Here is a 13,748-nt window from a genome sequence, read left to right as displayed (position 1 = left end):
CTAGAGCAGCCAGTGGTCGTACGGATGGCGGCCCGGCCGGAAGCCGGCGGCCTCCACCATCGCGGCCGCCTCGGCGAAGCCGGTCGCGACCAGGTCGGGCCGGTGCGCGTCGCTGCCGAAGCACACGGCGCGCCCGCCGCAGTCGCGCCACCAGGCGACGAACTCGGGCTCGGGGCCGCGGCGGGTGTTGACCTCCAGGGCGCGGCCGGTGCCGGCGAGGGCGCGCAGCACCGCCCGGATCTCCTCCTCGAAGTCCGCGATGGTGAACGTGGTGCCGGCCGGCAGGTAGCGGACCGGGTAGTCGAGGTGGGTCAGGGCCGAGAACGGCGGGCCCGTCTCGATCATGAGGATCGCCTCGGTGAAGTAGTCGCGCAGCACGTCCGCGACGCCCCGCAGCGGGTACTCGTCCTCGACGAGGCGGAACCGGCCGTCCACCCGCAGCGAGTGCAGCGACCCGATGACCCGCTCGAACGGCGCCGAGGCCAGCAGCGAGGACGCCTGTGCCGGGAACCAGTGCGGCTCGCCCAGCTCGACCCCGGTGATGATCTTCAACGTCGGGAACTTCGACCGGCACCGGTCGATCGCCGCCAGGTAGCCGGGCACGTCCAGCGGCGGCGGGGCGAGGTTCCTGTCGTCGGCCATGTGCGAGAACCGGCGGCCCGGGACGGCGTCGACGTCCCAGACGACGAAGTCGGTGTGCTCGGTGAACGCGATCGCCGGCAGCCCGAGCTCCACGGCCCGCGCGCAGGAGCCCTCCATGTCGCCGGTCGCGGTGTCCCAGGAGAACTCGGTGTGCGTGTGCAGGTCCGCGGGGAGCATGCCGGTGATCGTGTCAGGAGATGCCGAGGCCCCGCAGGTGTGTGAGGGCGTCGGTGACGCTCGCCACCACGGGCACGCCGGGCGTGACGGGGGGCCGGTCGACCATGAGCACCGGCAGCCGCAGCGACCGTGCCGCGTCCAGCTTCGCGGCCGTCATCGGGCCGCCGCTGTCCTTCGTCACGAGGAGCTGGATGTCGTACGAGGTGAGCAGCGCCGTCTCCCCGTCGACGGTGAACGGCCCCCGGTCGAGGATCGACTCCAGCCGCGGCGGGTGCGGCGGCGCCACCGGGTCGACGCTGCGCACGAGGAACCAGCGGTCCGTCAGGGCGGCGAACGCGCCGAGGCCCTGCCTGCCGGTGGTGAGGAACACCCGCTCGTAGGGGGATGCCGCGATGAACGCCGCCGCGGCATCGAGGTCCTGTACCCGGTGCCACTCGTCGCCCTCGCCGGCGACCCAACCCGGGCGTCGCAGCACCACCAGCGGTACACCTGCCGCCGCCGCCGACGCGCTCATCCCCGCCGCGAACGGATGGGTCGCGTCGACGACCACGTCGACCGCCTCGGCCCGCACGTAGGAGGCCAGCCCCGCGGGGCCGCCGAACCCGCCGACGCGGACCTCGCCGGGCGGCAGGGCAGGGTCCGCGACCCGCCCGGCGAGGGAGCTGATCACCCGGCAGCCGCCGGTCAGCGCCTCCGCGAGCCGCCTCGCCTCACCGGTCCCGCCGAGGATGAGCACAGTGCGCACGCCGGCAAGAATGTCATGCGGCGACGTGCAGCTCGACGCGTCCCTTGCCGGCCGCCTTCGAGCGGTACAGCGCGGCGTCGGCGAGGCGGAACATCGTCTCGTCGTCCAGTCCCGGCGTGCGGACCACCACCCCGGCGCTCGCGCCGACCCGCACCGGGCAGCCCGACGACGCCACCCGCGCCACGATCCCGGCGATGATCCGGTCGGCGACCGCGACCGCCTCCCGCTCGTCGCGCACGTCGGCGAGCAGGACCGCGAACTCGTCGCCGCCGAGCCGGGCGGGCAGGTCGCCGGCGCGGACCGCGGCCCGCAGCGCGCCGGCCGCCTCGACCAGCACCCGGTCGCCGGCCGGGTGCCCGAGCGTGTCGTTGACCTGCTTGAACCCGTCGAGGTCCAGCCGTGCCGGCCGAGCCACAGGTAGACGAGCGTGGCGGCGGCGAACACGGCGAACCCGCCGGTCAGGACGGTGACGGCGGTCGTGCCGCCGAGCCGGCTGCGGGACAGCAGGACGATCGCGATCGCGATGCAGGCGATGTGCACGCTCGGCACGCCGGTCGCGACGACCCCGCCGAGGCTGCCGATGGCGTGCATCGTGTCGCGCAGCAGCAGCGGCCAGGCCGGCACGAACAGCGCCGCCGCGACCATCACCCCGTCGAGGGCCAGCCGGACCCGCTGCTCCAGGGACTGCGGGGCGGCGGGCGCGCTGAGCAGGACCGCGGGCGCGAGCCCGACCGCGAGCAGCGACGCCCAGTCCCCGGCCCGCGGCGGCGGCCCGTCCCGCCCGGCGACGACGTCCAGGACGTACAGCAGGCAGGCCAGGGTCCAGCCGCTGGACGCGAGCCCGGCGAAGAACCAGGCGACCCTGGCCCTGCCGGTGCCGGCGGCGAAACGGCGGAAGAGCCGCACGTTCGTGGCGAGGGCGAGGAGCGTCGTGGCGGCGCCCACGGTCGCGATCGTGCCGGCCGTGGGCGCCAGGGCCACCGCGACCTGGGCCGCGGCGCAGACCGCGAGCAGACCGGCGACGAACAGCATCGCCGGTCTGATCGGCAGTGGTTACGGGTAGTTGACCCAGTTCGCGACGTTCGTCGAGGAGTTCGACGGCCCGCCGGTGTTGTTGATGATGTGCGCGATGGTGCCGGTGCCGCCGAGGGAGACGGTGACCATGTTGTGGAACTTCACGTTCGGGGTCTGCGGGACCTCGAACGAGTGGCCCAGCACGACGCTCGGGTTGGTGCTGAAGAAGCAGTAGCTGCCCAGCCCCCACGCCTCGTGACTGGTGACGTTCGCGCCGACCTTGTACGCGGCCCAGCCCTGCGCCCCGCCGCCGCTGGACCAGCTGGACTGGTTCGGCACGTCGTACGGGATCTCGTTCTGGTAGAAGTACGTCCGGCCGCCGTTGCCGTTCCAGATCGTCTGGTACTGCTGGTAGTGCTCGACGAACAGGCCGTACATGGTGACGTTGTTGCCGTTGACGACGAGGCCGTTCGCGCCGGTGTTGATGTTCCAGCCGACGGTGCCGCCGTTGCCGTGGTCGGCGCGCCAGATCCACATGTGGTCGCCGATCACGTTGTTGCTGTTGACCCGCAGGCTGACGGTCGCCTTGCCGGCGATCGAGCCGCCGACGCGGAAGAACACGTCGTGCAGCGAGGTCGGGTTCGCCGAGTGGTCCGCGGTCGAGCCGTTCGGGCCGACCTCCATGAGGACCTGCGAGTTGGTGGTGCCGGCGTCGAAGAGGACCCCGGCGACCTTCACGCCGTCGACGTCGGCGACGGTCATCGCGGTCACGCCGTTGTCGGGCACGATCGTGGCCAGGCCCAGGCCGAGCACGACCGTGTTGGCGCGGGTGATCCGGATGGTGTCGTTCACGTGGTACACGCCGGGGGTGAACAGCAGGTTCTGCCCGGCGGCGAGGGCCGCGTTGATGCTGGCCGCGGTCGCGCCGGCCTTCACGATGTAGAACTGGCTGATCGGCAGGCTCGACCCGGCGGTGCTGCCGCTGGACCAGCTGTTGCCGCTGGCGTTGGTCCGCAGCGACGGCACGAACACCTGGTAGGCGCCGGCGCCGTCGACGTACAGGAACGGCTTCTCCCGCACGACCGGCGCGGTGCCGACCGTGGTGTACGGCGGGTTGGGGAAGCTGTTGCCGGGCGCGCCGGCGGTACCGACGAAGACCTGGTTCCAGTTGGAGCCGGACCAGCTGCCGATCTGCGAGTTACGGGTGATCCACTGCTGCTGGCTGCCGGACTGGATCTGGCCGTCGATCTTGCTGTCGGAGATCCAGCCACCGCTGGACCAGCCGCCGTCGGACAGCGCCAGGTTCCCGCGCACGTGCATCCGCCGGTACGGCGCGGCCTGCGACACCGCCCACCGGTCGAGCCCGCCGGTCGGGGTGACCGACAGGTTCTCCGCGGAGCGCCAGAAGTTCTGCGTCGCGTTCTGCGAGCCGTCCGGCCACCAGTCGGCCTCGGCGTGCACGGCGCCGTTGATGACCACCGAGTCCGGGCTCAGCCCGAGGCCGGCGACCTGGGTGAAGAACCCGACGTTGGCGTTGACGTTGTACGTGCCGGGCTTGAACAGCAGCGCGAACCGGGCGTCGCCGAACTGGTTCGTCACCTGCTGGTTGAACACGGTGTTGAGCCGGTTCTGGATCGTCGCCTGCGACATCGAGGAGTCGAACACCGACACGTTCGGGCCGAGGTCGGGGTTGTTCGGGTTGTTCGGGGGCGTGCTGGTCGGCGGGTTCGTGGTGCCTCCCGGGAGCGTCCACTGCTGGTTGGCGCTCGCGAAGCAGTCCCACAGCTGGAGCTTGGTCCCGTCGGCGGAGCTGGGGCCGGTCGCGTCCAGGCACTTGCCGAGCGACCGCAGCGTGCCGTCGCTCTGCTTGGACCACTGCTGCGCGGTGGTCCCGTTGCAGTCCCAGATCTGGATCTTCGTGCCGTTGGCGTTGCTGGCGGCGTTGACGTCGAGGCACTTGCCGAGGGCGCGGATCGTGCCGTCGTCGCCGACCGTCCACTGCTGGGCGCCGGTGCCGTTGCAGGTGTACAGCTGGACCTGGGTGCCGTTGGCGTTGCTGGCGGCGGCGACGTCGACGCACTTGCCGCCGTAGCCGGTGATCTGGCCGGTGGCGGCGGCCGAGGCGGTGGTCATGGCGACCACGGTGGTGCCGGTGACGGCAAGGACGGTCGCGCCGATGGCGAGACCGATCCTGCGTCGTGAGATGCGGGTCACGGGGGTCCCTTCTGGGCGGTTCGCCCGCCCTCGGGACCCATGTCGGGGGTAGGTCCGGGGCGGGCGGGGAGCCGCCCTCCGACGCCGGTGGGTGACGACGGAGGCCGAGATCTGTGAAGTTGCCTTACAGATCCATCGGAGGCTATTCCCGCCCCGGTACCTTAGTCAATACGCGACCTGAATTAAGGGGCTGGCCTGCGGATTTAGGCCTTCGCCAGGATCTCGCCCGCGCCGCCGACCGTCTCGTTCACGGCCTCCAGGTAGGCCTTCATGTCCGTGTTCTCCAGGCCCGTGCCCGCCACGACGACCGTGTTGCCGACGATGAGCGTCGGGTACATCTTCGCCTCGTCCTGCGCGTACGCCTTGGCCGCGTTGGCCGCCTTGAACTCCACGAAGATCGCCTGCTGCCCCCGCGACGGCATGAAGTCGCCCTTCTTCTTGTAGCAGTCGAACTGCTTGAAGTTCGCGACCGCGGACCGGTACTTCGAGGGCACGCCCGTCGAGTTCGTGTCCCACTGGCCGACCGGGCACAGCGGGTCCTTGGTGAACAGGTCACCGGTCAGCTTCGCCACCGTCTGGTACTGCAGCCCCTTCCCGGCCGCACCGCTCGCCTTCGCGCTGGCGCTCCCGGACGGCTGCCCACTCCCGGCGGGCGCGCCGCTGGCAACGGTCGAGGCCGCGGCGGCCGGCGCGTCCTTCTTGTCGTCGGCCTTCTTGTCATCACCCCCGCAGGCGGCGGTCAGCAGCAGGGTGGCACCGGCGACAACGGACGCGATCAGCAGACGCTTCATGGGGATTCGTTTCCTTATATATGTGGTGGTGCGGGGAAGGTGTCCGGGGGTTGTTTTCCTTGCGACGCCCATGAACCTACGCACCCCACCCGGCCGTTGAATCCCGGATGTATGCCACCCGACAACCACCGTGTCCCACCTCACTGCGCTGTGTTTCCGCCCCACCGCTTCGCGGCGGGTCCCGGCGGGGATTCTCACCCGCACCCCAATGCGCCGCTCCGCGGCGCACTGCCTGCGCTCGCGCGGGCATCCGCGGCCCGTCCAACTCCGGTTGGAACGCCCACTTGTCCGCCGCCGCGCAAGATCGAAGGACGAATCCGGCCCATGACGACCACTGCGATCCTTCGATCAAGCCCTGACGTTCCCCGCACTACCGCCCGCGACCGCGCTACCCGCGGCAAGGTGCTCGATCCGGGTTCCGCGGCGTGATGCGACCGCTACGTGCGTCCTGACACGGGGAAAGGCCGTACCCTCCCCCGAACCGCATGATCCAAGGATGGATCTGGTTGTCGGGGGACGGCCGCTTCCGTCCTTCGATCAAGGCGGCGGCTGGTCAGGAGGTGGCGAGGCGGAGGATGACCTCGGCGGCGCGGTCGATGTCTGACTCGTCGGTGGTGTGGTTGCTGACGGAGAAGCGCATGGCGGGACTGCCCTGCCAGGTGGTGCCGCTGACCCAGCAGGTGCCTTCCTCGCGGACGCGGGTGATGAGGTCGAAGGTCTGCGGGCCGAAGGTGAGCAGGACCTGGTTGAGGACGACCTCGTTGAGGACCGCGTCGCCCATGTGGGTGGCGAAGCGGGTGGCCAGCTCGCAGGTGCGGTCGATGAGGGCCTCGACGCCGTTCCGGCCGAGGGTGCGCAGGGCCGCGTACACGGGGAAACCGCGCGCGCGGCGGGAGAACTCCGGGTTGTGGTCGAGGGCGTCGCGTTCGTTGCCGCCCGCGTGGACGAGGTAGGCGGCGCGGACGCCCATGGCGGCACGGTGGGCCTGAGGGTGGGCGCAGAAGACGAGGCCGGAGTCGTACGGGACGTTGAGCCACTTGTGGGCGTCGGTGGTCCAGGAGTCGGCCCGGTCGACGCCCGTCACGAGGTGGCGGTGGCGGGAGCTGGCCGCGGCCCACAGGCCGAAGGCGCCGTCGACGTGGACCCAGGCGCCGGACGCGTGCGCGATGTCGCAGATGGCGGCGATCGGGTCGCACGCGCCGGTGTTGACGTTGCCCAGCTGGGCGCAGACGATGACCGGGCCGTCGATGTCGTCGAGCGCGGTGCGCAGCGCGTCCGGCTGCATGCGGCCCTGGTCGTCGACGTCCACCGGCACCAGCGCGGCGGTGCCGATGCCGAGGAACCGCAGCGCGCGGTCGATGGTCGAGTGCCGGTCGGCGCCGGCGACGACCGTGATGCGCGGGGCGCCGTGCAGGCCGCCGGCCTCGACGTCCCAGCCGGCGCGGCGCAGGACCTCGTGGCGGGCGGCGGCGAGCGCGGTCACGTGGCTCATCTGCGCGCCGGTGACGAAGCCGACCGAGGTGTGCGCCGGCAGGCCGAACAGGTCGCGGAGCCAACCGCCGGCGACCTCCTCGACGACCGCGGCGGACGGGCCGGCGGCGTAGAGGCCCGCGTTCTGGTCCCAGGTCGCGGTGAGCCAGTCGGCGGCGAGCGCGGCCGGTGTCGCGCCGCCGATGACGAACCCGAAGAACCTGCCGCTCGGCGACGCGACGATCCCGGCGTCGGCCGCGGCGGCGAGCCGGGCGATCACCTCACGCGCGTCGGTGCCCTTGTCGGGCAGCGGCCCGCCGAGCGCCGCCCGCAGCTCGTCCGGGCCGGCGCCGCTGCCGACCGGGCGGGACGGGAGACCGGTCAGGAAGCGGGTCGCCTGCTCGTACGCCTCGGTGAGCGGGCCGTGCCAGTCGGGTTGCTCCATACGTCCCATACTGTCCCGGCCGCCCTGGGAGAGCTAGAGAACGCCGAGGATCGAGCACGCTGTCGCGGATGAGGGCGGGGCAGCCCGGCCGGCGACGTGGGGTGGTCGGTGCGAGCCCGACGCCGTCGACATGTCACCGTTCAGTGCGCTCATGCACGACTTCTGCGGTACCGGCCGGGGGCGGTGCCGTGCTGCCGTTTGAACGCGGCGGCGAAGGCGAACTCCGACGAGTAGCCGACGCGGGCCGCGACGGCGCTCAGCGGCGCGCCGGACTCCTGCAGCAGCCGCGCGGCGGTGGTCATCCGCCACCACGTCAGGTACGTCAGCGGCGGCTGGCCGAGGAGCTGGGTGAACCGGCGGGCGAACGGGGTCCGGGACAGCCCGGCCTCGGCGGCCAGGGTGGCGACGGTCCACGGGCGGCCCGGGTCGCGGTGCATGGCCTGCAGGGCAGCGGCGACGGCCGGGTCGTTGAGCGCCGCTGCCCACCCGGCGGCGGCCTCACGGAGGGGCTGCCGCTCGATCCAGGCCCGCAGGACGTGCAGCAGCAGCGTGTCGAGCAGGGCGGGGACGATCGCGGCGGTGCCGAGGCGGGGGCGCTCCAGCTCACCGGCGAGCAGGTCCACGGTCGCGCGCAGCTCGGGGTGCCGGCCCAGGTGCGCGGGCAGGTGGATGAGCTCCGGCAGGTCCCGCAGCAGCGGGTGGACGCGGGTCCCGTCCAGCTGGTATCCGCCGCACAGCGTGACCGTGGCGGGGCCGTCACCGCCGGCGGTGTCGGCGACATACGGCTGGAGCGCCCTGGGGTCGGCCGGGTCGCAGGCGGGCGCCGGCGGTGTCCGCGGGTCGTCCGCGAGCGTGTGGCCGTGCCCGTGCGGACGCAGCACCACATCCCCGGGCGCGAGGGCGACCGGCTCGCCCTGCGGCCTGATGAGCCAGCACGATCCCTGCAGGATCACCTGGAAGCCCGCGGACCCCGGCACCGGCGCGAACTCCTGCGCCCACGGCGCGCGCCACGCCACCCGCGCCGACCGCGGCTGCCCCGTCCGCATCACCGCGATCACGTCGCTGAGCACGTCCATCCCGCCGATCGTACCGGCGCGGGACGATCACGCATGAAACAAGGCGTTCCAAGCATGGCTCGTCCCGCTTCCTCGCCATAGGTTCGACCGGTGAGAGCCATGCGAATCCATGTGTACGGCGACGCTTCGGTCATCCGCGCCGAGGACGTGCCCCGCCCGTCCGCCGGTCCGGGTGAGGTCCTGCTGCGGGTCGCCGCGACGTCGTTCAACCCGTCGGACGTGGGCCTGCGCCGCGGGCTGCTGCGGTCCGTCCTGCCGGTCGACCTGCCGCTCACGCTCGGCAGTGAGGTCGCCGGCACCGTCGTCGAGGTAGGCCACGGCGTGCACACCCTCGCCCCCGGCGCCCCGGTGATCGGCCGGGTCGACAGCGGCGGCACGGCAGCGGAGTTCGTCACCGCCGCGGCGGACACGCTCGTCGCCGCGCCCGCCACCGTCCCGCTCGCCCACGCGGCCGCCGTCCCCGTCGCCGGCCTGACCGCCTGGCAGGCCGTGTTCGACCACGCGAACGTCACGCCCGGCCAGCGGGTCCTGGTCAACGGCGCGGGCGGCGGCGTCGGCGGGTTCGCGGTCCAGCTCGCCAGGCACGCCGGCGCGCACGTGATCGCCACGGCCGGACCACGCAGCGCCGCCACCGTCCGCCGCCTCGGCGCCCACCAGGTCATCGACTACACGACCACCCCGCTCGCCGCCGCCCTCGACGAACCCGTCGACGCCGTCCTCAACCTCGTCGCCCTCGACCCGCAGCACGCCGCCGCGACGCTCCTGCCCCTCCTGCGCCCCGGCGGCGTCGCGGTGTCCGCCACGGTGCCGATCCCCGTCCCCGCCGGATCCTCGCTGACCACCGTGCAGTTCGTCGCACGCAACGACACCACGCAGCTCGCCGCGCTGGTCGCCCTCATCGACACCGGCGCGGTCCACCTGGACGTCACCGCCACCCGCCCGCTCACCGACCTGCCCGCCGTCCACGTCGCCGCCGAGTCCGGCCTGATCCGCGGCAAGACCGTCCTCGTGCCCTGACCCCGCGCCGCCGCCTTACGTACGTCGGCGACACAGGCCATCGGCGTCATGATCGAAGGACGGAAACGGTCACCCGAACGACCGGATTCGTCCTTGGATCAATGAAGGGGTCGGGCTGGCCGCGGGATGCTCGCGTGAGCGCCATCCTGCCGCGCGAGCGCGGGCAGTGCGCCGCGGAGCGGCGCATTGGGGTGCGGGTGAGAATCCCCGCCGGGACCCGCCGCGGCAGCGGTGGGGCGGAAGCACAGGGCCGGGCTAGTTGTCGTCCTCGAGGTCGCCCTCGGTTTCGAGGTACACCTGGCGCAAGGCGTCCAGGGTGGACTGTTCCGGGTGTTCCCAGAGGTTGCGGTCGGCGGCTTCCAGGAGGCGTTCGGTGATGCCGTGCAGGGCCCACGGGTTGGACTCGTCGAGGAACTTGCGGTTCTCGGGGTCGAAGACGTAGGACTCGGCGAGCTTCTCGTACATCCAGTCTGCGACGACGCCGGCGGTGGCGTCGAAGCCGAACAGGTAGTCGACGGTGGCGGCGAGCTCGAAGGCGCCCTTGTAGCCGTGGCGGCGCATGGCGGCGAGCCAGCGGGGGTTGACGACGCGGGCGCGGAAGACGCGGGCGGTCTCCTCGCTCAGGGTGCGGGTGCGCACGGCGTCGGGGTTGGTGCTGTCGCCGACGTACGCGGCCGGGGCGCGGCCCGTCAGCGCGCGGACGGTGGCGATCATGCCGCCGTGGTACTGGAAGTAGTCGTCGGAGTCGGCGATGTCGTGCTCGCGGGTGTCGGTGTTCTTGACCGCGACGCTGATCCGCTTGTACGCGCCTTCCATGTCGCCCCGGGCGAGCAGCCCGTCCAGGTCGCGGCCGTACGCGTAGCCGCCCCACACCGCGTACACCTCGGCCAGGTCGGCGTCGTCGCGCCAGTTACGGCTGTCGATGAGGGGGAGGATGCCGGCGCCGTACGCGCCCGGCTTGGACCCGAAGACGCGCAGCGTGGCGCGCCGCTCGTCGCCGTGCGTGGCCACGTCGGCGGCGACGTGGGCGCGGACGTAGTTGTCGTCGGGGGACTCGTCCAGCGCGGCGACCAGCTGCACCGCGTCGTCCAGAAGCGCGACCACGTGCGGGAACGCGTCGCGGAAGAAGCCGCTGATGCGCATCGTGACGTCGATGCGGGGGCGGCCCAGCTCGGCGAGGTCGACGGGGGTGAGGCTGACCACCCGGCGGGACGCGTCGTCCCAGACGGGCCGGACACCGAGCAGCGCGAGCGCCTCGGCGATGTCGTCGCCGGCGGTGCGCATGGCGCTGGTGCCCCACATCGACAGGCCGACGGAGCGCGGCCACGCACCGTGGTCGGCCTTGTAGCGGGCGAGCAGCGAGTCGGCCATCGCCTGACCCGTCTCCCACGCGAGCCGGCTCGGGATCGCCTTCGGGTCGACGGAGTAGAAGTTGCGCCCGGTCGGCAGCACGTTGATCAGCCCGCGCAGCGGCGACCCGCTCGGCCCCGCCGGGACATACCCTCCGTCCAGCGCATGCAGGACCATCGTCAGTTCGTCGCCGGTACGGGACAGCCGCGGCACGATCTCCCGTGCGGCGAACTCCAGCACCCGTACCACATCCGGCAAATCCGAAATGTCGGAGATGTCGGTGGTGGGCCAGCCCCGTGACTCCATCTCCGCCACGAGGGCGCGGGCCTGCGACTCGGCCTCGTCGACCGACACGCGCGCGGTCGAGCCCTCGGTCAGGCCGAGGGCCTCGCGCAGGCCGGGCAGCGCGACCGCGCCGCCCCACAGCTGCCGCGCCCGCAGCATGGCGAGGACCAGGTCGACCCGGGCCTCGCCCGCCGGCGCGACGCCGAGCACGTGCAGCCCGTCGCGGATCTGGACGTCCTTGATCTCGCAGAGCCAGCCGTCGATGTGCAGGATCAGCTCGTCGAACCCGTCGTCACCCGGCCGGTCGGCCAGGCCCAGGTCGTGGTCGAGCCGCGCCGCCTGCAGCAGCGTCCAGATCTGCCCGCGGATCGCCGGCAGCTTCGCCGGGTCGAGGGCCGCGATCGTCGAGTGCTCGTCCAGGAGCTGCTCGAGGCGGGCGATGTCACCGTACGACTCGGCGCGCGCCATCGGCGGGATCAGGTGGTCGACCAGGGTGGCGTGCGCCCGCCGCTTCGCCTGGGTGCCCTCGCCGGGGTCGTTGACCAGGAACGGGTAGATCAGCGGCAGGTTTCCGAGGGCCGCGTCGGCGCCGCACGAGGCGGACATCCCGACCGTCTTGCCCGGCAGCCACTCGAGGTTGCCGTGCTTGCCGACGTGCACGACCGCGTGCGCGCCGAACTCGTCGGCGAGCCACCGGTACGCGGCCAGGTAGTGGTGGCTCGGCGGCAGGTCGGGGTCGTGGTAGATCGCGACGGGGTTCTCCCCGAAGCCGCGCGGCGGCTGCACCATCACCACGACGTTGCCCTCGCGCAGCGCGGCGAGGACGATCTCGCCGCCGGGGTCGCGGGACGTGTCGACGAACAGCTCACCGGGCGCCGGCCCCCAGTGCCGCTCCATCTCCTCCCGCAGGTCGGCGGGGAGCGTGTCGAACCAGCTCCGGTACCGGGCGGCGGAGATCCGGATCGGGTTGCCGCGCAGCTGGTCCTCGGTGAGCCAGTTCACGTCCTGCCCGCCGGCGGCGATGAGCGTGTGCATCAGCGCGTCGCCGTCCTTCGGGAAGCCGTCGGCGCCGACGTACCCCTGCGCGTGCATCGCATCGAGCAGCCGCACGACGCTCGCGGGCGTGTCCAGGCCGACCGCGTTGCCGATCCGCGCGTGCTTCGTCGGGTACGCGCTGAGCATCAGCACGATCTTGCGGTCCTCGGGCCGCAGGTGCCGCAGCCGGGCGTGCGCGACCGCGGTCCCGGCGACCCGGCCGGCCCGCTCCCGGTCGGCGACGTACACGGTGAGGCCGTCGGCGTCGATCTCCTTGAACGAGAACGGCACCGTGATGATCCGGCCGTCGAACTCGGGGATCGCGACCTGCGTCGCGGTGTCCAGCGGCGACAGCCCGTCGTCGTTGGCGTCCCAGGTGTCGCGGGAGCTCGTGAGGCACAGCCCCTGCAGGATCGGCACGTCGAGCGCGGCCAGGGCGCCGACGTCCCACGCCCCGTCCTCGCCGCCGGCCTGCGCGTCGGCGGGCCGGGTGCCGCCCGCGGCGAGGACCGTGACGACCAGCGCGTCCGCCTGCCGCAGCGTGTCGAGCAGCTCCGCCGGGGCGGCCCGCAGCGACGAGGCGAACACCGGCAGGGCCCGCCCGCCCGCGTCCTCGACGGCCTCGCAGAGCGTCTCCACGAACGCGGTGTTTCCCGCCAGGTGGTGCGCCCGGTAGTAGATGATCCCGACGGTCGGACCGTCGGCCGTGGACTCCCGGTCCAGCTCTCCCCACGCGGGGGTCTGCACCGGCGGCGCGAACCCGTGGCCGGTCAGCAGGACCGTGTCGGAGAGGAAGTTGTGCAGCTCGGCGAGGTTGGCGGGGCCGCCCTCGGTGAAGTAGGCGTGGGCCTCCGCGGCGACGCCGGCGGGCACCGTCGAGTGGCGCATCAGCTCCGCGTCGGGCAGCGACTCACCGCCGAGCAGCACCACCGGCGCCGGCAGGCGCAGCAGCGTGTCGAACCCCTCCTGCCAGTCGCGGTAGCCGCCCAGGAACCGCACCACGACCAGGTCGGCGCCGTCGGCCAGGGCCGGCAGCTCCTCCACGGTGAGGCGGGACGGGTTGGCCAGCCGGAACGCCGCGCCGCTCGCACGGGCGCTGAGCAGGTCGGTGTCGGACGTCGACAGCAGCAGGATCACGCCGGGGTCCTCCCTCGGGGTCCGCGCCCCAAGTCGGTCGGGAAAGGTTCCGGCGGCGGAGAGTCTCCTGGCTCCCGGATCGGCGCTCGCCTCCGGCCTTCCCGGGCTCGCACCCGGTGGCCGTCGTCTCCGGCCCCCTGGGCGCTGGGCCCGGTGGCCGTCGTCGGAGGTCCACTCCCCGGTCACAGTGGCGGGACCGCGCCGGATTCACACCGGCTTCCTCCACACGTCGCCGTACAGCACCGCCAACTCTGCCGGTCACGGCTTCCTTGCGTCAAGCTCGCCCGGGCCGGCCGCCGCCGGTCGGCCCGCTTGGCCGGGTCGCTTGGTCGGCTTCCTTGGGTCGGGGG

At 72.9% G+C, this 13,748-nt stretch carries 10 protein-coding genes and 1 riboswitch; of the genes, 2 read left to right on the top strand and 8 right to left on the bottom strand.

Annotated elements, in window-relative coordinates; all coding sequences use genetic code 11:
- The 3 genes from ABD332_RS14980 to ABD332_RS14970 are packed head-to-tail and all read right to left on the bottom strand — an operon-like array spanning position 1 to position 1,979.
- The gene (locus ABD332_RS14980; RefSeq protein WP_344502481.1) at positions 1 to 819 is read right to left on the bottom strand and encodes a PHP domain-containing protein; all 819 of its coding nucleotides are present in this window, start codon (positions 817 to 819) and stop codon (positions 1 to 3) included.
- A gap of 13 nt (positions 820 to 832) precedes the next feature.
- Positions 833 to 1,564 carry a cobalt-precorrin-6A reductase gene (locus tag ABD332_RS14975; RefSeq protein ID WP_344502480.1) on the bottom strand — a complete coding sequence of 244 codons (732 nt, stop codon included), beginning with the start codon at positions 1,562 to 1,564 and terminating at the stop codon, positions 833 to 835.
- A gap of 13 nt (positions 1,565 to 1,577) precedes the next feature.
- A complete protein-coding gene (locus ABD332_RS14970) occupies positions 1,578 to 1,979 on the bottom strand; it encodes a GGDEF domain-containing protein (RefSeq protein WP_344502479.1) in 402 nt (133 codons plus the stop codon).
- Positions 1,980 to 1,991: 12 nt separating this feature from the next.
- Here ABD332_RS14970 and ABD332_RS14965 point away from each other — a divergent pair, with 12 nt between their 5' ends.
- Positions 1,992 to 2,627 carry a hypothetical protein gene (locus tag ABD332_RS14965; protein WP_344502478.1) on the top strand — a complete coding sequence of 212 codons (636 nt, stop codon included), beginning with the start codon at positions 1,992 to 1,994 and terminating at the stop codon, positions 2,625 to 2,627.
- On the opposite strand, the gene ABD332_RS14960 is transcribed toward ABD332_RS14965, so the two are convergent.
- The 4 genes from ABD332_RS14960 to ABD332_RS14945 form a co-directional block, all read right to left on the bottom strand.
- Complete coding sequence (locus tag ABD332_RS14960; protein ID WP_425552200.1) at positions 2,618 to 4,792, bottom strand: ricin-type beta-trefoil lectin domain protein; 2,175 nt, start codon at positions 4,790 to 4,792, stop codon at positions 2,618 to 2,620. The genes ABD332_RS14965 and ABD332_RS14960 overlap by 10 nt on opposite strands.
- 203 nt (positions 4,793 to 4,995) lie before the next feature.
- Positions 4,996 to 5,583, bottom strand: coding sequence for a hypothetical protein (locus tag ABD332_RS14955; RefSeq protein ID WP_344502477.1), 588 nt, complete (start codon positions 5,581 to 5,583; stop codon positions 4,996 to 4,998).
- 553 nt (positions 5,584 to 6,136) lie between these two features.
- Positions 6,137 to 7,498 (bottom strand): pyridoxal phosphate-dependent decarboxylase family protein, encoded by a 1,362-nt coding sequence (locus ABD332_RS14950; RefSeq protein WP_344502476.1) that lies wholly within the window; start codon positions 7,496 to 7,498, stop codon positions 6,137 to 6,139.
- Between the two features lie 149 nt (positions 7,499 to 7,647).
- Positions 7,648 to 8,574, bottom strand: a complete 927-nt coding sequence (locus ABD332_RS14945; protein WP_344502475.1) for an AraC family transcriptional regulator — start codon at positions 8,572 to 8,574, stop codon at positions 7,648 to 7,650.
- Positions 8,575 to 8,673: 99 nt separating this feature from the next.
- Here ABD332_RS14945 and ABD332_RS14940 point away from each other — a divergent pair, with 99 nt between their 5' ends.
- Entirely contained in the window at positions 8,674 to 9,591 is a 918-nt protein-coding gene (locus ABD332_RS14940; RefSeq protein ID WP_344502474.1) for an NADP-dependent oxidoreductase, read from the top strand.
- 255 nt (positions 9,592 to 9,846) lie between these two features.
- Here ABD332_RS14940 and cobN read toward each other — a convergent pair whose 3' ends face one another.
- Positions 9,847 to 13,398: a cobaltochelatase subunit CobN gene (gene cobN, locus ABD332_RS14935; protein ID WP_344502472.1), complete on the bottom strand. Its 3,552-nt coding sequence runs from the start codon at positions 13,396 to 13,398 to the stop codon at positions 9,847 to 9,849.
- A gap of 40 nt (positions 13,399 to 13,438) precedes the next feature.
- A riboswitch (cobalamin riboswitch) is annotated at positions 13,439 to 13,660 on the bottom strand.
- Between the last annotated feature and the right edge of the window lie 88 nt (positions 13,661 to 13,748).

Source organism: Dactylosporangium maewongense (assembly GCF_039531485.1).
Taxonomy (GTDB): domain Bacteria; phylum Actinomycetota; class Actinomycetes; order Mycobacteriales; family Micromonosporaceae; genus Dactylosporangium; species Dactylosporangium maewongense.
The sequence above is the reverse complement of the archived record's forward strand: the minus strand, read 5'-3'. Positions and strand labels throughout refer to the sequence as shown.

Excerpts from the sequence above, each read along its gene's own strand:
- ABD332_RS14980 (WP_344502481.1), bottom strand. The coding sequence starts at position 819 with ATGCTCCCCGCGGACCTGCACACGCACACCGAGTTCTCCTGGGACACC.
- ABD332_RS14955 (WP_344502477.1), bottom strand. The coding sequence starts at position 5,583 with ATGAAGCGTCTGCTGATCGCGTCCGTTGTCGCCGGTGCCACCCTGCTG.
- ABD332_RS14950 (WP_344502476.1), bottom strand. The coding sequence starts at position 7,498 with ATGGAGCAACCCGACTGGCACGGCCCGCTCACCGAGGCGTACGAGCAG.
- ABD332_RS14945 (WP_344502475.1), bottom strand. The coding sequence starts at position 8,574 with ATGGACGTGCTCAGCGACGTGATCGCGGTGATGCGGACGGGGCAGCCG.
- ABD332_RS14940 (WP_344502474.1), top strand. The coding sequence starts at position 8,674 with ATGCGAATCCATGTGTACGGCGACGCTTCGGTCATCCGCGCCGAGGAC.